Source organism: Domibacillus antri, assembly GCF_001936625.1.
Taxonomy (GTDB): Bacteria; Bacillota; Bacilli; order Bacillales; family Domibacillaceae; genus Domibacillus; species Domibacillus antri.
The window spans coordinates 11,678-32,532 of sequence record NZ_MSDU01000007.1 but is presented as its reverse complement, the minus strand read 5'-3'; the positions used below and the strand labels follow the sequence as shown (position 1 = coordinate 32,532).

Genomic DNA, 20,855 nt, shown 5'->3' with positions numbered 1-20,855 from the left:
CTCCCTTTACATGCCGTGATACTGAATAGACGCCATCCGGCATAAGATGTATTTAGAAATGGCTGACCGGTTATGGGCGTCAATCTGGATAAGCTGGCGAATGTAATCGGGCAGAAATTCATCAAATTTCACTTCCATAATCATCAGCGGATGTGTCAGCACTTCTTCTGAAATGTTACTGAAATCAAATAGATCAATTGAATTTGTAACGAAGCTTAACTCTTTATCAAAGGTAATCCGGACGTTGCTGATGTGTCCAATATACGCTTCACGGATATAATCGACGATGACGCGGGGACGCATATATTCACGGTTCAGATATTGATAAAATTCGTGATAAAGAGGATCTTCTTTTTTCTTTAAAAATTCATAATCCCAGTCAAGCAGTTTCATATATTCTTCCCGGGTAATTGACACCGACGTTTTTAAAATGTGCTCCCCTTGCCGGCTTTTTTTTTCAAGCTTGATGATATGATCCGAATGGTTGTATATACGAATCCGGAATTTTTTACGCCGGAAAATACCGTTATTTTTTTGAAACAGGTCGTTGTCATATACATTATCAAAGTAGAGGCTCCGGATTAAATAGCCGCGCTGATCAATCGAATGCCGGTCCTGCTGCAGGACGAGAGCCAGCTTTTGACGGAGCGTCAAATAGTCATGCTCTGTAATGTAATATTTCAGCTCATGGCGGAATTTTTTCATTTTCCTGCTCCTTTTGGCGCGATAATTTCCTGCACTCCCCAATAATAGATACCGTCATTATCCATATAATAATCGAATGGAATCTGCGTATGGCCGTTTCCGTCTTTTATCAGAACACGCCAGTAATAACGGCCGGACGGCAATGCTGGTATGTTATGCGCAAACCCTGTGGCATTTTCAACATTTGTGATTACAGATGTGAAAGACGGATCTTTACTCAGCTGAAAATGATACGTCAGTGCATCACCCTGCAAGTCATGCGACGGTTCCCATGAAAAAACGTCCCGGTTATTTTTCCGCTCATAATGCAAAAAGATCGGCATCGGATATTGCAGTGATTCTTCATATTTCTTTTTATAACGGGTAGTAACCGCTTCAAGCTGGTTGTAAAATGTGGCAAACTGTGCGGCTTCAATGTTTAAATATTTTATGTCCGGACTTCGCAAGGCATATGATTTGACGACCGGATAATATCGGTCAATCATCTCTCTCGTTGTTTCTTCGTTGATAATCGCGGACAGTTCTTCCATTTTGGCCGTCAGCTTTGCGGCATTTTGCGGGTCGCGCAAGTACCGCTTATGAAGGACCGTCCCCCAATAGCGCTGAATGCCTTGCTGCCAGGCCGGAAGGATATCTCTTCGTTCGGCGTCACGGCCCAGCGCTTTATCAAAATCCCACGGAATAAAATACCACTTCTCCGAGTTCAATGGGCTGTATAAATAATAGTTCGTGGACATCGTGTCGTAGTTGCCGAATAAAAGGTTCACCGCCAGCCATGTTAAATAGTTATCTTCATGAAAATATTTGTCAAAAACAGCATCAAAAGGCTTCGACATATCATTAACATCATCCAGCATGCTGAACAGTTCTTCATGGTCATCACTTCCGTTTATTTTTAAGACGGATTCAAATATTTTTTTATCATACGCCGGATCGTCCGCAGTCTTTAATTTGTCCGGATAACGGTAAAATTCAAAGTTTTCGGCTTTGTACAGATGACCGTCCGGGTTAAGTCCTCGAGCCGCGAGCGCCCGTTCGTTCAGCTGTTCAATATGTGTATACAGTCCATAATCTTCAAATGAAGCGCCGGCTTGCGGATTCGTTAAATCTTTGACATGCAGCTGTACAAAATTCGTCCGCAGACTGATTAAATCTGGGATTTTTTGAAAATAATCGAACGCCAGCTTGTTGCGGACACGGGTACGGTCATCAGCGTGTTTGTTCAAGTTGATCACATTTTGTCCATACCAGAGGCCGCCGTTGTCAGTAAGGCGGATCTTATACGATTTTTGCGCTTCAAGACGGCTCGAACGGCCCCGGAGTTCAATTGTCGCATTCGGCGAACTTGATCCAGCATCTATAAACCCGTTTTTCTCTGGTCCTTCCACTGTGCCAGTTTGAAATAAAATGTCCAGTTTTGGACCTGAATCAAGATTGCTGTATTGTTTGTATGATTCATTCAATTCGTAAAAAGTAATGTCGTTTTCAGGAACACTGTCCTGGTCGAAAATAGTAATGTAGAGATGCTCTACTTGATTACCGTTATGTCCTTCATAAACACGTTTATCCTCCACAAGCGCTTCATCTCCTGGTTCTTCAGGCAAAACTGGAGAAGACGCTTCCTGCACTTGTTGAGGCCCGGGCGCCGTATTTTGCGTGCCGGCCGCATTTTTCATAACAAGCAGAAAGACAAACAGCACTCCCAGAGCGATCGCTGTTTTTGTATAAGGCGGCATTTTCACGCCCTTCACTCCTGTCAATCCAGGCTGCCGATTCGTTTTAGCAGCCATTCAATTTTCGTTTTGGATTCTTTGTAAATAATCGGCTGTGAACAAAATGTCGTGTAGTCAATCTCATTTAATCTGGAAATAAGCAGACGGCTGCCGATCAAAACGCTAATGAGCGCGGCGATAAACATGCCGCCGCCGTATTGGTTGAAAACATTCATGGCGATAATAGTCAATGTGAAGCTGAGTACGGCATAAACACCGGTCAGACGAAACGCCGCTTTCTTTTCATCAAAATAAAGCAAAATAAGAAAAATGGTGATCATTAAGCTCAAAAACCAGCTGCCAAGCACGACAATCATAAAGATATCAATCTGATCCTGTGTCAAACCGAGAAGCGGGAGAAAACGGACGCCGATAAATAAAAAGGCGAATGTAACAAGCAGCTGTACCTGCGCAAGGAAGAGAATTTCCAGCTTCAGCACACGGTACATCTCCTGTTTGGCACTTTCAATGTCCTGGAGCGGAAAGCCATTTAAAATACGCCCGTAATATTTTTTATAGACCGGATAAAAACTTGTTTCTACGGTGACCATAAATAAAATGAGCGCTGGCAAGACGCTTAAATATGCATAAAAAACTGGTGTATCATAATAGGGCGCCATGACAAATGTTTCTTCCACCACAATGCGCCGGTTTCCGAGCCAGACGGCCATGTTGTGTCCATATAAGCCAATGTAATAAAATAGTCCGATGAAAAATAAATACGGATATTTTTCGATATAGGTTAAAAAGTGAAAATACTGCTTATTGTTCAGCTGGAAGTAATGGAAAATATCGCGCATTAACAATATCACAATGACTAAAAAACCGATATCAAGACCGATAAAAACCGTCACAGCCGTCATTTGACCGAATACGCCGGTCAAAAGCCAAATCCACACGGCGGCAATAAGCGTTCCTAACATGTAGCTTTTTACAATTTTTTTATAATCTTTTAAGGCGGAAACGTACATAGACAACACCCAGATAATGCTCAGCTCAGTAAAAAATAAATACGTGAGCAATTTAAACAAGAGAGGAAGCGGCGACGTCCAATAAAATAGCACCGCGCCGATAAAGCCAATGAAAACCGTAATGCCAATAGTTCCATACATAGACGACAGTACATTTTCTTCCCGTTCCATAAACGTCTGATCGGCAACATACCGTGAAATCACGAATAAAAAGCCTCCGGTGAAGATTTGAGAGAAAACAAACGCATATTGCACTGCCGCCATAAAAACGTTTATTTCATCAGCAGGCGCTTTTAAATAGAGCAGCCATTCGCGTGAAGCCGTGATTAGCAGGATGGTTAAAAACATCGGACCAACGGCGGTGATGGTGGAATAGCCATAGGCACGGAGCTGTCCGAAAAAATGTGACTGGTCATACAAAGCTTTCAGTTGAAATCCGATCCCAGCCATGAGTATTCCCCCACCTTTCATATCGAGATTGATACCGGCTGATCATAAGTGGAAGAGTATATAGGCTTCGAACACGCCTCAAGCCGTTTTGCCCGTATTCCGTCCTCTTTTCGGTGTCACGCGACAGGTCAATGATTTCCCGTGCCAGCAAATGAAAATGCATCACTGGCACGACGCTTCCAGCCCGGCCAAAGTGATCATTCGGTCCGAGCAATAGCTCGGAACAGCTCCCGACATCTGTTGCGACATAAGGAATACCCATCGCCAGACCTTCCAAAATGACTAGCGGCTGTCCTTCACTTATGCTCGACAGAACGAGTAAATCCATAAAAGCTAAATACTCCATCACGTTAGCTTCACCGGTAAAATGAATGTTGTTCAGCCCGAGGCTGTCGGCCAGATCGACGCATTCCTCATAATATTCTTCGTCTTCATCATATGGGCCAATGATATAAAAAAACGTATCAGGCAATTCCCTTTGGACAATCGCAAAGCTTTGCAGCATTGATTTAATGTCTTTGATCGGCACGACGCGGACAATGGCGCCAATATGAAGTCCTTCTTTTTTGATCCGGTTTTCCGGCTTAAACTTGGTCACGTCAATCCCATTCGGAATGACCGACGTTTTTTCAGGGGGACAGCCAATTTCCATTTGAATCTCGCGGCTCCGCTCAAAAAGGGAGATGACTTCATCCGAATATTCATAGGCACAGTTTGACAAGTTGTAAAAGTAGTCAATCCAAATGTCTTTAAAATAGCCTTTGATCCAATTTGCTTTTATGATTTCTTCTTCCCGTTCGCGTGTATAAATACCGTGTTCGCTTAACAGAAAAGGCTTGTTGTACTGATGCTTTGCCAATGCGCCAAGCACACCCGCGTACCCGGTGGAAACACTGTGATATAAATCCGCTTCAGGCATTTTCTGATCAATGCATAAAAAGAGAGGCAGCACCATGGAACGAAGCGCCCAGAACATATCAGTAAATGGCACGTGAACGAAGCGTTCCTTGCAGAGCGCCTGGACGATATCAAAAAAGTCTTTACTGGCCAAAAAATTTAAAATCGAATCAATCCTGCCGCTGACAAATAAGTTAAATAGCAGAGGCCAATTTGTATCTGTTCCGCCAATCAGCGACAAAAAAGCCTGTTTTTCTTCCTCGGTAATATTGTAGCGTTTGCCATAGACAATATCGTCGGAAAGAAAAGCACCAAGATGAATGTCGCGCACTTCCAGTAAATTTGGAGGGGCTTCATACCGCTTTTTGGCACCGCTGTTTTCCTTTGCTGAAATCGAAAAAACAATAAACTCATGTTCCGGCATCCGGGTCATCAGGGACTGAATCCAGCTGGATACACCGCCGGTTACATAAGGATAGGCGCCTTCAGCGAGCAGACAAATTCTCATATTCATCCATCCAATCCAATTTTAAATGTAAGATCCTCCGCTTGAATTAAATAAAGATTGTTTCCGATTTTGGTCACTTCACAGTTTTCAGTTGACGTAATCCGCTGATCCGTTGAAAAGTAAAAATAAGCGGGAAAGACAAGTGTATTGACATGAAAAGCAACGCCTTGCCCTGTTTTTTCTTCAAAAACGACGGTATTGGTATAATTTGATAACGATCGTGCCGCGTTCGACAATGTCAATCCTCTCAGCCATGGAACGTCTTTTTTGAGCCGCTTTTGAAAATCTGTCAATTCCTGAAAGGATTCCTCAAAAGAGTCTTCATAAAGAAAAGACTGGGGCATAAGCGAGTGTGAAAAAAATCCGGAAGAAGCGAGTTCATTAAAAACAAGCCAGTCCGTATAGGCGGTTGAATCAAATCCGGTGATCGTCTTTGGCAGAACAGCAAGGCCGTCATCTTGTATAAAAGCTTCCTCAACCGGCGCCATTACTGCGCGCAAATCCGGAAAGACGGTCCGAATAACGGACAGGTGAGAGAACGGATTTTCTTGTTCCACTGGGATGTATGACCGAACAGAATACCCCGGCAATGCATGAGCAATGCGATCAGCGGTATCCTGCTGCAAAATGGCCACATCTGATTTGTTCATTCCGTCAATCGGCAAATGGTTGTAGCCCTGCACTGCAACCTCACCGCCCATCCGCAGAAGCTCGCGTCCGTATACAATCGCATTTTCTTGAGCGGATGACAGTTCGTACGGATTAAACTTTGTTTGTTGATCTTCAAATGAGGCGACAAATGAAGCCGTATAATTTAAATCAAATTTTGCTTCCAGCCGCTGCATACCCGCCCAGAATGTGTGCCGAAAAAACTCTTCATTCGTCATATTGCCTATTTCATGGCGTCCTTTTGGAACCGGAAATGGAAATCCTTCCAGAGCGGTCACTTTTGCATTCATCACAGGATAAATAAAGTGCGGTACCATGAGCTGCATGCCCTTAATAAAGAGCGCACTTTGGGAAGAATCAGCAAGCATGGAGCCATTAAAGACAATGAATCGGCCGCTTCCATGCATGATTTTCCATAAGAGCGGTGTACCATCTGTGGAAGATGCGTAAAGTGAAGCCGTATTGTCAAGCCGGACAGCAAGTGATGAATTTTGAATTCTCTTTGAAGGAAAGGATTTACTGAATGACGAATCAAAAAAAGGCTCTGCCAGTTCAATACCGCCTGTTTCAATAAATGTTCCCGTTTCCACCATGCCTAGGTGCTGATAAAGAGCCGAAAGTGCCGGACCTGGAGATGGCCGGACAGCAAAAAAAACCGAGCCTCCTGATTCTGCATATGTGAGGATCGCTCCAACATCCGGCATGGCGTGAATATTTTCAGTGGCAATGATAATACCCGCATAGCTGGAAGTCAAACGAAGCGGTTCACTAATTGACTGTTTTGTCACTTTTTTGCCTAGTCGTTCAATCACTGATGTTAAGGTTTCTGCCAGATCGGGATAGTCCGGGCTGACCAGCATCAAAAAGGACGGCTGTTCATATGAACGTGCAAGCTGATCGACAGACTGTTCCGGCGGATCAGCTTCCACGGTGTAGCTAAAATGCCGGTATTGGACAAAATACTCCGACCGGATTGCCATGAAAAAAAGACCAATAATTGCGACGAAGATCATCATCATATAAATACTTTTTTCTATATTAAACCTGTTGTTCATGTACATCACCTTGGAGCCAGAACCGGAGCTGATTGAGTCCATCCGGGGATAGTCGGGTGCCGGATGATGCAAGCTGGTTCAGAACGTGTTTAAAATCCGGTTCATTGCGCATATGAAAGTGAACATTCATGGCGCAAAAATAAGCTTCTTCATGATCCGGAAATAGAGCGAGAAATTGCTCGGCTGTCTCACGTGCGCTTTTATGCTCATTAAGAGAAAGCGCCACTTTGATTTTCTCCTCAAGATTGCGGGCATCGCGGGCTGGGGATAAATGGATGAGCTTATCAAGGGTTTGGAGGTAGGAATACATATATTTTTTCCGTGTATTCTCGTCCAAAAATTCAATCCGTATATATTGTTTCAGCGTGTCACGATAAGCTTCCAGTACATCGTAATCCGCTTCATTATCCGCTAACTGCGCTTCCAGACCGCGCATATTTTTCAGTAAGTCGCTTTTTGCCTGCTGAACGGCCGTCGCTGCATAATGAGACGTTTCCGAATCCTCATTTTGAAGGGCGAGTTCAAGAGCGTCCACATTTTTCATAAATTCTCCTTTTAGCAGATCGATCAGCATTTTCCGCTTTATTTTGTTATCGTTCAGCACCAGCGCGTCATCGATTGGAATAATGTTGATTTCTGCTTCGGTATCAGGCGGGCGTAAAGCTACATCTTCATATTGTTCGCGGCGCAGCAGCCAGTCAGGCAGCATACCATGACGATTCGGTGTTCTGGACATGGCATACAGGAGAAAGAGGCTGATAAACGGGCATGCAATCAACATCATCGCCTGCAGCCCGGCACCTTTTCTCCGTAAAATGAAAATGACAGTTACGTAAATGAGCGACAAAACATAGTAAGCAATGAGGACCCTAACTAACATACGGCACCTCCTCCTCAACCGGTACAGCTGTAATGCCTTTTTGATCGAGGCGTTCGATGACAAATTGTGAGTCTTTAAGATGCACATTTGACAGCAGAATAAACAGATGTCCTTCTTCATCAAAGCCGAAATAATCGTTTGTGCGCAGGAGTGAACCGATCAGCCGCAGCACATCCGCTGAATAATCCTCTGACAGCACTTGAAGTTTGACATAGGGAATCCGCAGCTCTAAAAAGGCTTTTCGTTTGTTATCCAAAATACGCTGAAAATAATATGGCATCAAAGCATTTGTTTCCCCCACGTAACGCTCCGTATTAATTTCCTTCATATAGTCATACGCCCGGGCAAGCGATGCCGTAATCAGCCGGCTGACCACGTCAATTAAATTTCGGTAAGACAGTGTCAGCTGTTCAAAGCCTACGTCATAACAGGCAATGACCGCCACAGTCTTGCCGTCCTGTACAATCGGTGACACAAAGAGCGGTTCATCTGCCTGTAGAGATGTATTATAATGAATTTTCTGTTGGGATACCGCCCGGCCAATCAGTGAATCAGGCGACATTTTCAATGAAGCGCCCGGTTGAAAAGCATCATCAGCCGATTTTGCGGCCAGCCGCATGTATCCGCTCGGATTGACAAGATAAATGACGAATTGACGCGCCTTTAATGTCCGTTCTAACACATGAATTGCGCCATTAAACAAAGCTTCCGGTTCAAGGCTGTCTAGTTCCTTTGTCGCGTGATAAATTTTGCCGATTCCGTCCTCCGTTCGCAAAATCTGCTCCTGCAGCTGTTCTTTCACCTGGCGTGTATCTTCATAAATTCCCGTTAAAAACTCATATTTTGATTGAGCGGATTCCAGTTCATCTTTCATAAATTGCAGTTCGATTTTTCTGCGGTCTACCACATAGCTGACGATAAAACCGACAAGCAAATAAATCGTAAATGCAGCCAATATAGAATTGTCGATAAACAGGGATGACCATTCTCGGCCCTGAGACACCATAACGTACACATAAAAACCGATGGCAAGAAAGGATGCAATCACAGTCTGTGTTTTACCAAACAGAAGCGCCGCAATCAAAATATAAACAAGCCATACATCCACGGTGTCCACCATAGGTGCCAAGAATGAGGAAATACAAAGAAATAGTAAAAACAGAACAACATTTTCCACAAATGATAAATAAGGAATTTTATAGGAAGGGGCTCGCGATTCGTTTTGCTGGATGAGCGGTTCCGGACGGTTTTTATAATATTCAAAAGTCTTCGACAAACCTTCATGCAGCGTATATTTTGGCACCCAGTCAAGATCTGCTTTTACTTTTGTATTATCGAGGCGGGAGCGATGAATGTCGCCTGGACGATTTTCAATACGTTGAATATCCGTGATATTGTGGAAAGCGGATAATTCGTCCACAAGCTCGTTTATGCTTGTTTCACTGTTACTGGAGAGATTGTATGTGCCTGATAAACCACTGATAACACCTCTGTAAATCGCTTCTGCCACATCACCGACGTAAATAAAATCACGTGTCTGATCACCGTTTCCGTGAATAACGAGGCTTTTATTTTCAATTAGCCGATTTGTAAAAGTCGCAATAATACCGCTTTCCCTGCTGAGATGCTGACGCGGTCCGTACACATTTGAAAAACGGAAAATAAGGGATGACAAACCATACATTTCTTCCCATTTCCGGCAGTAAGTCTCGCCGGTCATTTTATTCAGACCGTATAGAGAGATTGGACGCCCTTCTTCTATTTCCTTCAAAGGAAGCACCTGGTTATCGCCATAAATCGAAGCGGAAGACGCAAAAACAAATTTCTTCACACCGTACTTTTTCGACAAATTGAGCATGTTAATGAGCCCAAGCAAATTCGTCGACGAATCGCGCAGCGGTTCATCAATTGACTGCTGAACGTGTGTCTGGGCGGCACAGTGTATAACAATATCAAATGAATGAGCTTTAAAAAATTGTTCACACCGCTCATCCTCAATATCGGCAATGAGCGCCTTGTGTCTGAAGTAAATATTCTCTTTTTTCCCTGCAGTTAAATTATCAATAATAAAAATGGAGTGATTTTCTTTGAAAAACCGCTCCGCTACAAATGAGCCGATAAACCCATAACCGCCTGTGATTAAAATATTCATTATACTCACACCTTGGCAATTTTTTGTTTATTTTATACTATAATTATAACGATGGCAACGAGATAAGGAGATTTCGGCGGGAAAAGAATATACATTACTCGGTATAGTAATGATGACGAATCCATAATCCTCCATGTTGTCAAAATACAATATACTGCTTTTGGCTTCCTATGGACAAATTTCATGCCTCTGCAGCTCTTCATTTTCAAATACAGCATCTTCCCACAACGAAACCAGCTGCCCCCTCATCAATTCGAATTAAATCCGCGTTCCGTCACATAACCATCCATCGCCCATACGCCAATCTCTTTCTTTTTTGCAATGCTTTCCTTTGCTTCAAATTCGTCCAGATAGCGCGTATTTGGCGGATACACATAGGCAACCCGCGCCAATCCTTCCTCCAAAAGTATTTCCTGTACACTTTTTCCGTCAACATATACATATACGAGAATTCGATCATACTTATCCAGACGCTGGCCAACATCAAATTCAAGCGTAATACTGCCGCTTGCCAATAATTCTTCTGTCCGTTCCTTTGCCTCATTACCAAGCGGCTGTTTTCCAAGCTGAGGATGGCGGGTCTCCGGCGTATCAATCAACAAGAACCGCGCACTGTACTCTTCCTCTTTCCCATCTGCATCCGCATCAAATGCAAACACGGCAGTATCACCATCGACTGGTCTGACAAGCTTGGCAGGAATGGGCTCCATCGTCCCTTTCGACTTTAAAAGATTGGTTGATCCATTAACCGGTTCTTCCTCACTTGCTGAATCCGTTTCTCCCTGTTCTTGTTCAATCGCTGTCAGCACATCATCCGTTACTTCAAGAAATTCACTCACTTCCTGCACGGTGCAGGCGGATAAAAAAAGAAGACTGCTGATAATGACCGCTGACAAAAATTTGTATCTCTTCATCATAGTCTCTTCATTCCTTTCGTTCCTGTTTCCATTTTATCATCTGATCCAATAAAAAAACCGCCTTAAAAAAGACGGTTATTGTTCAACAGATTCTTCTAAATATTCCGCAATTACCGGAATCGTAAGCTCAAGATTGCTCGTTGCCAGGCTGTTTTTCACATACGTCAGTTTGCTGCCATCACTTGCATACGGCTGGATGCCAAGCACATTATTAATGTACAAAATGCCTTCATTTGTAATCATCGGCTTAATGATCTGTCCATCCGTTTCATCATACAAACGAATTTTTTCAAGTCCGTTGATAAGCCCTTTATCAAACAAATCATTCATAGCAATTTCATACACCGCCGGCTCCATATTTTCACTCATCTGCTCGTGCAGCTCGTACATTGTATCCGGCGTGTTTTTTAAATAATACTGCACATAATACGCAAGAAGCACCTGCTCTTTTACCGCTAATTTGTCCATTTGCAGCCCTCCTTTTTCCTGTCCTATACATTATTTCGCCATAAGATCATCAATTCCCTTTTCGTCCCTTTCGCTTTTACAAAAATGCTATAGAACCTTATTGTGCATCCTATTTAAAGATATCATTACTTTCATTCAGCCTTCCAGTGTACTCATCATATACAGAAAACATTCTTTCATATGTCAGATCCATACAGCTCAATTTGAACGCAAGACATATCCCTAACCTTAAAAATCCGATTCCGTTCCAGTGAACGCAGGAGCGCTCTACCCGCATATGATGAAGAAAGAACGGGGGGGGATTTGCATGGCTCATATAGGTTCAAAAGGATGGTATGTAAAAAAATTAAAAAATGAATTTAGCGTGTCGAGAATTGAAGGGAAAAAGATAGAAACATTGAAAACGCATATTTTGCATAACCATTATTATTACCTGGCTGAAAAGAACACAAAAACGGATTAATTCAATCTTTTTAAGTCAGCGAATTTATATAAATGAAGCTGATTAAGCTGCTTTTCTTGAATATGCATCATAAAATCCTTTCTGGTTTAAAGCAAAAGAAAATGGATTCCAGCTGCTGTGCCGGAATAGCTATTCGTATACACGTCAAAGATAAAAACGAATCGATGATGAATGTCGATTCGTTTTTATCTTCAAAATCTCTCTATCCATTTTCATCTCTCGAAAAATCCTTAACTGAGCCTTACTTTTTTCGCGGAATGGTGCTGCCTTATATAGATTAACAAAAACAACACGATCACAATGAGGTAAAACGCGGTGGCTGCCAAAACGGATATGTGCTGCCAATAATCAATGAGCAATAAAAAGGCGGGAATGGCGGCCGTTACCCAGGATTGTATAATGGCGACCCATCCCGTAAAGACCGCAATATCCTTTTTCTTTGCAAGAAGAAGGTAAAATAACGCCCATAAAAAAGACCAGAACAGCCAGATGATACCAAACTTAACATCTTGAAAATAAGAAAGTTGACAAAAGAATAACCGACCGCTAGAATCGACACCCACAGTGAGTAATAGCCGATCCCGCTTGAATCGGCGTTCATTAAGTTGGCGATCCCAACATACAAATACGTAAATCCAAAAAGAAATATGCCCGACGCCTGAAAAACCGCCCACTGTTCCCCGTCTGCTGTCACAATCAAAAAAAGAGGCGTAAACACCTGCAGTCCGCCGATAAACAAATTGAAGATGCCGGCGCTTATCGGCTCCACTTTTCCAATCAGTATTAACCCATTTATAAATAAAACGGCCCTAACGTATAATAGACCGCCATTTGACATCGCTATTCCCCCTTTTCGACTGGATGAAAGGTCAGTTGTTGTCCATCAGCAGAAACTGTGTAATATACTTTCTCCTCATGATGGGCTTGTTCCAACAGACCGGCGAGAGGAATTTCCAGATGCTTTCGGACAGCGCGTTTAAGCGCCCGCACGCCATACTGCTTGTCATAACCGTTTTTCATTAAAAAATTTTTTGCCTCCGCCGTTAACGCTAGTTCAACTTGATGTTTTTCAAGACGCTTATTCATTTCAGCTGTCAATTTGTCAATAATGGAATGAACCGATTGATCATTAATAAAGTTAAACACGAGGATATCGTCAATCCGATTCAGAAATTCAGGACTGAATTTTTGCTCCAGCTGCTTTTTGATGATCTTATTCAGTATCGCATGATCCGCTCCCGACCAGTTCCCCAGCTTTATCCGATAAAAAAGCTTTTTTAATTTCGCTTTAAAATGACGATTTGAAAATTCGATGATTTCTTTTGATCCGAGATTGCTTGTCATAAAAATCATTGAATTCCGGAAATCAATGGTATGGTCTCCTGATGCAATTAAAAGCCGTCCATTATCCATGACGTTCAAAAGCGACTGAATAACCGTGTTGTCCGCCTTTTCAATTTCATCGAATAAAACAATACCGGGCTTGCTGAACGATCCTTTAATTTTATCTTCGTCAAATAACGTGTTGCCTTCTTTGCTTCCGACGTACCCGGGAGGCGCTCCTGTAATGGCGGCGGAATAGTGTTCCTGCACGAGCGTATTCATATCGATTCTGCATAACGCTTCCCTGTCGCCGTAAATGGACTGGGCCAGAATCCGGACGGTTTCTGTTTTTCCTACACCGGTCGGACCTAAAAAAAGGGCAACATAAAGCGGCCGGTGCTGTTCTGTAATATCAACATGGACAACCCGGAGTAAATCTTCAATTTGATCAATCATTTCATCCTGCCCAAAAATGGTATTCCGCAATTTTTCCACAATCGGCTCCGTTTGGAACACAAAGCGGCTGCGGTTATTTTTCACTTTTCTTTCCTCTTGCTCATCACCTGGCATTTTACTTTTTTCCAGCTTGTCCTCCTGCGTCCGCATCCGGTCAGTGATAAAAGGCATACAGCTTCCTCCTCACGCAAGTATAGGAATGGAGGCAGACCAGATGGCGTGCCTCCATAACATTTTTTATCTTATTTTCCGGCTTCCTGCTCTATTTCTTCGTGCGGAATTCCTTCGATCGGACATTCTGCTGTTCCGACAGTCCGGCGCGTAATTTTTTCTACGTTTTCCCTTGCCTGCTCCGCGTCCATTACCCACGTACGGTAAAAATCAAATGGACACTCCGCTACCCCTTTATCGCCGTCGCCTGATTTAATCGTGCCCGTATAGCCGCGGTGAAGAAGCTTAAATAAATGGTTTTGCGACTGCCAGTTTTGACGGGCATCACGAATTTGAGAAATCGACATTTCCGCATACTGAATGCCGTTTTCTTCTGTTCCGCAAGCTCCGAGAACACTGCCGTCGAATCCGATCAGGCTTGAATGGCCGAAAAATGAATAGACGCCATCAAATCCGCTCGCATTTGCCACGGCCACATACGATGTGTTCATCCAGGCCATCGTTTTCGCCACCATAATTTGCTGCTCTTTAGCCGGATACATATACCCCTGGCATCGGACAATGAGTTCCGCGCCTTTCATGGCACAATCACGCCAAATTTCCGGATAGTTGCCGTCATCACAGATAATTAAGCTGATTTTCATTCCTTTAGGGCCTTCAGCGACATGGGTTGTATCGCCGGGATACCAGGCTTCGATCGGGTTCCATGGAAGTATTTTCCGATATTTTTGAACAATTTCCCCGCGGTTGTTCATTAAGATCAGCGTGTTATACGGCGTTTTAACCGGATGATCTTCATGACGTTCCCCCGTTACGGAAAACACGCCCCAAACATTCGCTTTACGGCACGCTTCGGCAAAAATGTCCGTTTCCGGTCCCGGTATCGTCGTAGCGGTTTCATTCATTTCCTGTTCATCGTACATAATTCCTTGTGTGCTGTACTCCGGAAATACAACGAGATCCATACCGGGAAGCCCTTTTTTCATTCCGATAATCATATCACTGATATTGCGGCAGTTTTCCAGCACTTCTTCTTTCGTATGAAGCCGCGGCATTTTGTAATTGACGACTGCTACCCCTACCGTGTCTTTGCTGCTGCTAATGTCTCCATGTCTCATCTCATCCTGTCTCCCTTCAATTTTAATGTCTGCCCATGAAAATCCGCTAACGGTATGGATTGTCCGGGATTACTGTTACTATTGCAACTAGCGTGCCAATGATGAAAAAAGCCTATTTTACGGGATTTCTCGTTTTTTCGACAAAATTGATTGTGTCAAATTGACACAATTCAACTAGCATTAAGTTTTCAGAATTATTAAAATTGTGTATACTAAACCTTGTACATTGTTTGTCTCATTTTGACACACTGTCTTATTTTGAGACTGACAACGGAAGGAGGAACATAATGCATACGATCGGCTTATTATTCTCGTTAACCGGCACGACAGCTTTTACAGAAAAAGCCATATTTGACGCCTCTATTTTTGCATTAGATGAACATAACGCCAATACCATTCATAAACAGGACCTCATTCAATTGATCATTCGCGACATTCAATCCGATCCGGCAGAAACCCGAAAACAAGCGGAAGCACTCGCAAAGGAGGGTGTGCGTATTTTTATCGGCACCTACACATCCGCCTGCCGAAAAGCGATTTTGCCTGTCCTTGAAAAATATGGATGCCTTCTTCTCTATCCCGCTTTATACGAAGGCCACGAAACACATCCGCATGTCCTTTACACAGGAGAAGTTCCGAACCAGCAAGTCGATACGATGATGAAATTCATAATCGAAAACGTCGGCCCAAATATTTATTTAATCGGCAATGACTACATTTATCCAAGAGAAACAAATAAGCAAGTGAAAAAATATATTAAATCATTAAATGGAAAAGTAGCCGGAGAACACTATTATCCATTCGGTCATTCACAATTTACAGAAGAATGTCAAACGATTATAAACAGCAAAGCGGATGCCATTTTCTCCACAATCGTCGGTGACAGCTTAATTCCCTTTTACCGGACATTTTATCGGCTTGGTCTGAATCCGAAGAAACTGCCGATTTTCAGCCCGATCACGAAAGAAACAGAAATTAAAGCCATAGGAGAAAAATACTGCGCGGGCCATTATGGCGGAGGAAGTTATTTTCAGTCGATTGATTCGCCTGAGAACCATGCATTTACCGCTAAAATGAAGAGCCGTTTTGGAGAGGAGATTGTCGTCTCTTCCTTAATGTTCAATACCTATCTCGGTGTCAAGATGCTGCTCGATGAATTGAAAAACGATGCTGCCTTCGACTATAAAAATGTACTGCTCTCGTTAAGAGAGAAAACCTTTCACACACCATGCGGGCCGGTAAAAATTGAAAAGAACAGCCAGCATTTATCCCGGCCTGTCCGCATCGGAAAAATTGACAGCTCCGGCCAGTTTTCGATTGTATGGGACTCCAAAGGCGCTGTTCAAGCTTTCCCTTATTTCAAAAAAAAGGCGAATTTTTTTGAGCTGGAGCAGCTGAATTGGAAAAAAGCCGTACAAGGATGGGCACAAGTAAGCGATGAAATGGTGATCGTCATCAATGATGAACAGGAAGTCATTTACACCAACCCAAGTGCGGCAAAAGAACTCCGCCTTCATATCGGTCATTTGTTTACGGAAGAAATGATAGAAGATCTGAAGATGCAATATATGTACCATTCGATTGACCTTGATGTATTCAAAATGAATAAAGTGATTATTCTGAAGCCGAAAAAGGATTTGGCTCAATCAGATGATGAAAAGAAAGCAGTCGTAACATTTCATAACATTCATACCCGAAATCCGGTCTTTCAAAACGAATTAAAGGTCGCAAGGGGCGCTGCTGAATCGGATGCAAATGTATTGATTTTCGGGGAAACCGGCTCCGGAAAAGAAGTGATGGCCCATGCGATTCATAAAGAGAGCCATCGAAAGAACGGTCCTTTTATCGCCATTAATGCGGGAGCGATCCCGCGGGAACTGATCGCAAGCGAATTGTTCGGGTTTACAGACGGAGCGTTTACGGGCGCCAAAAAAGGCGGTCAGCCCGGAAAATTTGAAGCAGCCGATGGCGGGACGCTTTTTCTCGATGAAATCGGCGATATGCCGCTCGATTTGCAGGTGTCTCTCCTTCGCGTTCTGGAATCACGAAAAGTAACGAGGCTCGGCGAACATACAGAACGCCCTATTAATGTCCGGATCATTGCCGCCACAAACAAAAGCCTGAAAGAAGAAATTGCCTATCAAGGGTCCTTCCGATCTGATTTATATTACCGGCTCCATGTACTATCTATTACCATTCCGCCGCTGCGAAAACGAATGGAAGATCTTCCTCAGCTGGCGGAACAATTTGCCCGCCATTTTCACTTGTACTACGGAAAAGGGCCGGTACAAATAGCGAGTGACGCCTTGCATTTATTACAAACATACCAGTGGCCCGGCAATATACGCGAATTGAAAAACATTATTGAGCGGGCGTTTATTCTCGCTATGAACAGCGACTTTATTGGCAAAGAGCATTTCCCCGCCGAATTGATGTTTAACGGTCCATCCCGCAGCAACAATGGACCTCAGTCTCTGCAGGATGCCGAAAAGCAGCTGATTGAAGAAGCCATAAATAAAATAGACAGCATGAGCGGCGCCGCAGAACATTTAGGGATCTCGCGAAGTACACTATACCGAAAATTAAAAACATATGGATTAAAAAACGGCTCATTTAAATAAAAAATTTTTAAAAACAAAACACATCCCTTATCAGACGAAGCACAGCGGATAAAGGGATGTGTTTATTTTGACAGTACATAGCCCGTCTATATTATTATATGTTTTGGTTTAACCAGGCCGTTTCAATCTTTTCTTTTGTGAGCGGTTCACTATAATAGTAACCTTGTACGAATTTACAGCCTTTCTCTTGAAGGTATATGAGCTGTTCTTTTGTTTCGACGCCTTCACATACGACATCGAATCCTAAACGGACGGCAAGCGATAATAGGCTTTCTATGATGGCCCGGTCCTTTTCCTTCAAAGGAATGTCCATTATATAGGAACGGTCAATCTTCAATTTGTCAATCGGCATGTCCTTCAAATTTTTGAAAGACGAATAGCCTACCCCGGCATCATCAAACGAAATACCGATGCCCAGTTCTTTCATTTTATGCATGAAAGAATACACTTGATCTATATTGTTCACCAGCGTAGCTTCTGTCAATTCAAATTCCATTGTACCCGGACGTATTTCAAACTCGTCCATATATTGCTGAACCGTTTCGGGAAACAGCTGGTCTTCAATCACAGATGAAGAAATGTTAATAACAATGGATATTTGTCCATATCCGGCTTTTTCCCACTCTTTTTGCTGTTTAAAGGCTTCTCTTATAACCCATTCTGTCACTTCATTCATAATGCCGTTTTTTTCACATAGAGGAATAAATTCCAATGGAGGAATCATACCGATTTGCGGATGGGTATACCTCAATAAAGCCTCTACTCCGGCCTGCCTGCCTTCTTGAATATTCATTTGCGGCTGATAAACTAAATGAAAATGTTCTTTGGAAACAGCTTGCCTCAATCCTTCTTCTATTTCCATTGTTCTTGTAATCTGTGTCGCCAGTTCGTCAGTAAAGAAATGATACATATTCCGGCCTTTTTCTTTTGACTGATACAAGGCTTGATCAGCATGGGCCAGCAGTGTATCCATATCCAATCCATCATTCGGAAAAAGGGCAATGCCGATGGAAGACGTCGTGATGAATTCATGTCCATTGAGATTCCACGGAACCTGTATGTTTTGAATAATTCGATCCGCAATGCGCCCGACATCTTGAACGGTGTCAAAACCGTCCAACAGAATCGCGAATTCATCCCCGCCGAAGCGGGCTAATGTGTCGGTTTCCCGAATGCATTTTTGCACTCTTTCCACAAACCCCTTCAACAGCAGATCGCCGGTATCGTGCCCATACGTATCATTGACCCATTTGAACCGGTCGCAATCTAAATAAAAAAGCGCAAGTTCCCCGTTATTCCTCTTTGCTTTTGTAATGGTTTGCGAGAGCCGGTCATAAAATAACCGCCGGTTTGGAATGCCCGTTAATACATCATAAAAGGCCATTTTTTCCAACTTTTCTTCATACTGTTTACGTTCCGTAATTTCCCGGGCGGTGACAACAAAATGCGACATCACTCCATCATTCATGATCGGAGAACTATGGGCTTCAATCCATATCCAGTAGCCTTCTTTATGCCAAGATCGGTACTCCACAATGGCGCTTTTTTTTTCCTGGAAATGATAAGCATATTTTTTCTTTAAATTTTCCCGATCATCCGGATGAACAATGGCATCATACCGCTTTCCAACCAGCTCATCTGGCGAATAGCCTAAAACATGCTGATGCGAAGGAGAAGCATAGCTCACAGTACCGTCTACTTCGACAATCCGGATCAAATCGGACGAGTTTTCGGCAATTAACCGGTACTGCTCCTCTTTTTCCTTTAACTGTTTCTCAATCTTCAGCCGATTTGTAATATCTTTGACAATGGTATGCACCCCGTCAATGCGGCCTTCTAAAAGCATCGGGACCATTTTGACCTGCAAAGAAAGTTCGTGCCCGTCTTTATGATGAATCCGTACTTGAAATTCATACGGCGTCCCTTCTAACGATTTATCAAAAACCATTGAAACAAAAGAATGGTCATCCGGATGAATATAAGCATTAAATGTCGTCCCTTTTAACTCTTCCAGCGTATATCCTGTTAAAGCTTCAGCTGCTGCATTCGCATTCAAAACCATCCCATCTTTATTAAAAATAAAGATTCCATCTGTATTATGCTTAAACAGAGACAGATACTGAAGTTCTTGACGGTGCGCGTTCCGTTCAGCTTCTGTTTTGGTCTTATGAGAGACGACAAGACCCGTTCCAGCCAAGAGAAAAACGACCGCTGCTACAGCCATGACTAATGAATTTTGATTCATTTCCAGCACATGTTCGGCCAGGTAGTTCGGTTGAAGTTTCACCGCAAACATACCTACATAATGGATCGATGAAATCGCCAATCCGAATAAAACAGCCGCCCCTGTCTTCATCATAATCGTTTGATATTTTTCATATTGAAGGCGTTCCCATAAAAAAAGAAAAAGAGTGGATAAAGCAATCGCGTAGATCACCGATAAAATGACAAGCGGGACCTGATAGTGTACGGTGAATACGAGATTCATGGTATTCATTCCGATATAATGCATGGTGATAACACCAAGACCCATTATCGCGCCGCTCTGTATGAATTTCCGCTTTCTTTCCTTTTGTTTATAAAAAAAGAAAAAAGCAATCGTTATGCTTGAAATCGATGCGAGCAGCGAAACAAATGTTAAGCCTGCATCGTATTGATGAACGGAATGAAATGAAAGCATCCCGGTAAAATGCATAGCCCACACACTAATCCCCAGCATTACAGAACTGCCTGTTAACCAGAAAAGGCGATTATGCTCCGCTGAAGTAAACCGATGCATTAATTCTAAAGACGTATACGCACCAATGACGGCAATGAAGATCGATAAAACGACGATATCCGCTTGATAAGACAGTTGAAGAGGTTCCATTAAAATACCGCCTTCCTCATCATCCAATATAAAAGATAAAAATGATTAAACCTATCATATATAGGCCAATATGTGAAAGCAATATATATTTTTCGAAAAATGTCGAACATTGTCGAAAAAACAACAATTAAGGTTTCAATCCCTTCGTATCCTTCGTAACAAAAATCAGATATGTGTGACAAATCTATTGCATTCTATTTTAATAAGGAGTAGACTTTTGTCGAATAGAATCCCCGGGGGTCTGTGGAATCAGGCTGAGAGTACGGCTAATCTGCCGTAGACCGTTATAACCTGTTGGGTAATGCCAGCGCAGGGAAAGTGATGAAAGATATTTATTATTTACACTTTGCTTGCGCAAAGTGTTTTTTATTTTTTTACGAAAGGACGGGA

Annotated in this window: 14 protein-coding genes and 1 pseudogene; 2 read left to right on the top strand and 13 right to left on the bottom strand. The window is 42.9% G+C overall.

The window, feature by feature from the left end; translation table 11 throughout:
• Window positions 1-6: 6 nt before the first annotated feature.
• The 9 genes from BTO30_RS03810 to BTO30_RS03770 form a co-directional block, all read right to left on the bottom strand.
• A complete protein-coding gene (locus BTO30_RS03810) occupies window positions 7-705 on the bottom strand; it encodes a polyphosphate polymerase domain-containing protein (protein ID WP_075397393.1) in 699 nt (232 codons plus the stop codon).
• A complete protein-coding gene (locus BTO30_RS03805; protein WP_245796324.1) occupies window positions 702-2,441 on the bottom strand; it encodes a CotH kinase family protein in 1,740 nt (579 codons plus the stop codon). The genes BTO30_RS03810 and BTO30_RS03805 overlap by 4 nt, the downstream gene beginning before the upstream one ends.
• A gap of 20 nt (window positions 2,442-2,461) precedes the next feature.
• Window positions 2,462-3,898: an exopolysaccharide Pel transporter PelG gene (gene pelG / locus BTO30_RS03800; protein WP_075397391.1), complete on the bottom strand. Its 1,437-nt coding sequence runs from the start codon at window positions 3,896-3,898 to the stop codon at window positions 2,462-2,464.
• A complete protein-coding gene (gene pelF / locus BTO30_RS03795; RefSeq protein WP_075397390.1) occupies window positions 3,861-5,303 on the bottom strand; it encodes a GT4 family glycosyltransferase PelF in 1,443 nt (480 codons plus the stop codon). The genes pelG and pelF overlap by 38 nt, the downstream gene beginning before the upstream one ends.
• Window positions 5,304-5,305: 2 nt before the next feature.
• On the bottom strand, window positions 5,306-7,027 hold the full coding sequence (locus tag BTO30_RS03790) for a DUF2194 domain-containing protein (RefSeq protein WP_075397389.1): 1,722 nt from the start codon (window positions 7,025-7,027) through the stop codon (window positions 5,306-5,308).
• On the bottom strand, window positions 7,011-7,907 hold the full coding sequence (locus BTO30_RS03785; protein ID WP_075397388.1) for a hypothetical protein: 897 nt from the start codon (window positions 7,905-7,907) through the stop codon (window positions 7,011-7,013). Before BTO30_RS03785 ends, BTO30_RS03790 begins: the two co-directional genes overlap by 17 nt.
• Entirely contained in the window at window positions 7,897-10,059 is a 2,163-nt protein-coding gene (locus tag BTO30_RS03780; protein ID WP_075397387.1) for an NAD-dependent epimerase/dehydratase family protein, read from the bottom strand. Before BTO30_RS03780 ends, BTO30_RS03785 begins: the two co-directional genes overlap by 11 nt.
• Before the next feature lie 248 nt (window positions 10,060-10,307).
• Complete coding sequence (locus BTO30_RS03775; RefSeq protein WP_075397386.1) at window positions 10,308-10,976, bottom strand: thermonuclease family protein; 669 nt, start codon at window positions 10,974-10,976, stop codon at window positions 10,308-10,310.
• Between the two features lie 75 nt (window positions 10,977-11,051).
• A complete protein-coding gene (locus BTO30_RS03770) occupies window positions 11,052-11,444 on the bottom strand; it encodes a hypothetical protein (RefSeq protein WP_075397385.1) in 393 nt (130 codons plus the stop codon).
• Between the two features lie 307 nt (window positions 11,445-11,751).
• Between BTO30_RS03770 and BTO30_RS03765 the strand changes: the two genes are divergently transcribed.
• Window positions 11,752-11,907, top strand: coding sequence for a DUF2639 domain-containing protein (locus BTO30_RS03765; RefSeq protein ID WP_075397384.1), 156 nt, complete (start codon window positions 11,752-11,754; stop codon window positions 11,905-11,907).
• Between the two features lie 230 nt (window positions 11,908-12,137).
• Here the strand turns inward: BTO30_RS03765 and BTO30_RS03760 are convergent.
• The 3 genes and pseudogenes from BTO30_RS03760 to BTO30_RS03750 all read right to left on the bottom strand — a co-directional run bounded on the left by BTO30_RS03760 (window position 12,138) and on the right by BTO30_RS03750 (window position 14,975).
• Window positions 12,138-12,745, bottom strand: a pseudogene (locus BTO30_RS03760) (AmiS/UreI family transporter).
• A 2-nt stretch (window positions 12,746-12,747) separates the two neighbouring features.
• The gene (locus BTO30_RS03755; protein ID WP_075397383.1) at window positions 12,748-13,857 is read right to left on the bottom strand and encodes an AAA family ATPase; all 1,110 of its coding nucleotides are present in this window, start codon (window positions 13,855-13,857) and stop codon (window positions 12,748-12,750) included.
• A 71-nt stretch (window positions 13,858-13,928) separates the two neighbouring features.
• Complete coding sequence (locus tag BTO30_RS03750) at window positions 13,929-14,975, bottom strand: aliphatic amidase (protein WP_075397382.1); 1,047 nt, start codon at window positions 14,973-14,975, stop codon at window positions 13,929-13,931.
• A gap of 287 nt (window positions 14,976-15,262) precedes the next feature.
• Here BTO30_RS03750 and BTO30_RS03745 point away from each other — a divergent pair, with 287 nt between their 5' ends.
• Window positions 15,263-17,596: a transporter substrate-binding protein gene (locus BTO30_RS03745; protein WP_075397381.1), complete on the top strand. Its 2,334-nt coding sequence runs from the start codon at window positions 15,263-15,265 to the stop codon at window positions 17,594-17,596.
• A 94-nt stretch (window positions 17,597-17,690) separates the two neighbouring features.
• Here the strand turns inward: BTO30_RS03745 and BTO30_RS03740 are convergent, their stop codons facing one another.
• A complete protein-coding gene (locus tag BTO30_RS03740) occupies window positions 17,691-20,465 on the bottom strand; it encodes an EAL domain-containing protein (protein ID WP_075397380.1) in 2,775 nt (924 codons plus the stop codon).
• Window positions 20,466-20,855: the final 390 nt, after the last annotated feature.

What these genes read in the sequence shown, in the direction of transcription:
- BTO30_RS03810 (WP_075397393.1), bottom strand. Translation starts at nt 705, where the DNA reads ATGAAAAAATTCCGCCATGAGCTGAAATATTACATTACAGAGCATGAC.
- BTO30_RS03805 (WP_245796324.1), bottom strand. Translation starts at nt 2,441, where the DNA reads ATGCCGCCTTATACAAAAACAGCGATCGCTCTGGGAGTGCTGTTTGTC.
- pelG (WP_075397391.1), bottom strand. Translation starts at nt 3,898, where the DNA reads ATGGCTGGGATCGGATTTCAACTGAAAGCTTTGTATGACCAGTCACAT.
- pelF (WP_075397390.1), bottom strand. Translation starts at nt 5,303, where the DNA reads ATGAGAATTTGTCTGCTCGCTGAAGGCGCCTATCCTTATGTAACCGGC.
- BTO30_RS03790 (WP_075397389.1), bottom strand. Translation starts at nt 7,027, where the DNA reads ATGAACAACAGGTTTAATATAGAAAAAAGTATTTATATGATGATGATC.
- BTO30_RS03785 (WP_075397388.1), bottom strand. Translation starts at nt 7,907, where the DNA reads ATGTTAGTTAGGGTCCTCATTGCTTACTATGTTTTGTCGCTCATTTAC.
- BTO30_RS03780 (WP_075397387.1), bottom strand. Translation starts at nt 10,059, where the DNA reads ATGAATATTTTAATCACAGGCGGTTATGGGTTTATCGGCTCATTTGTA.
- BTO30_RS03775 (WP_075397386.1), bottom strand. Translation starts at nt 10,976, where the DNA reads ATGATGAAGAGATACAAATTTTTGTCAGCGGTCATTATCAGCAGTCTT.
- BTO30_RS03770 (WP_075397385.1), bottom strand. Translation starts at nt 11,444, where the DNA reads ATGGACAAATTAGCGGTAAAAGAGCAGGTGCTTCTTGCGTATTATGTG.
- BTO30_RS03765 (WP_075397384.1), top strand. Translation starts at nt 11,752, where the DNA reads ATGGCTCATATAGGTTCAAAAGGATGGTATGTAAAAAAATTAAAAAAT.
- BTO30_RS03755 (WP_075397383.1), bottom strand. Translation starts at nt 13,857, where the DNA reads ATGCCTTTTATCACTGACCGGATGCGGACGCAGGAGGACAAGCTGGAA.
- BTO30_RS03750 (WP_075397382.1), bottom strand. Translation starts at nt 14,975, where the DNA reads ATGAGACATGGAGACATTAGCAGCAGCAAAGACACGGTAGGGGTAGCA.
- BTO30_RS03745 (WP_075397381.1), top strand. Translation starts at nt 15,263, where the DNA reads ATGCATACGATCGGCTTATTATTCTCGTTAACCGGCACGACAGCTTTT.
- BTO30_RS03740 (WP_075397380.1), bottom strand. Translation starts at nt 20,465, where the DNA reads ATGGAACCTCTTCAACTGTCTTATCAAGCGGATATCGTCGTTTTATCG.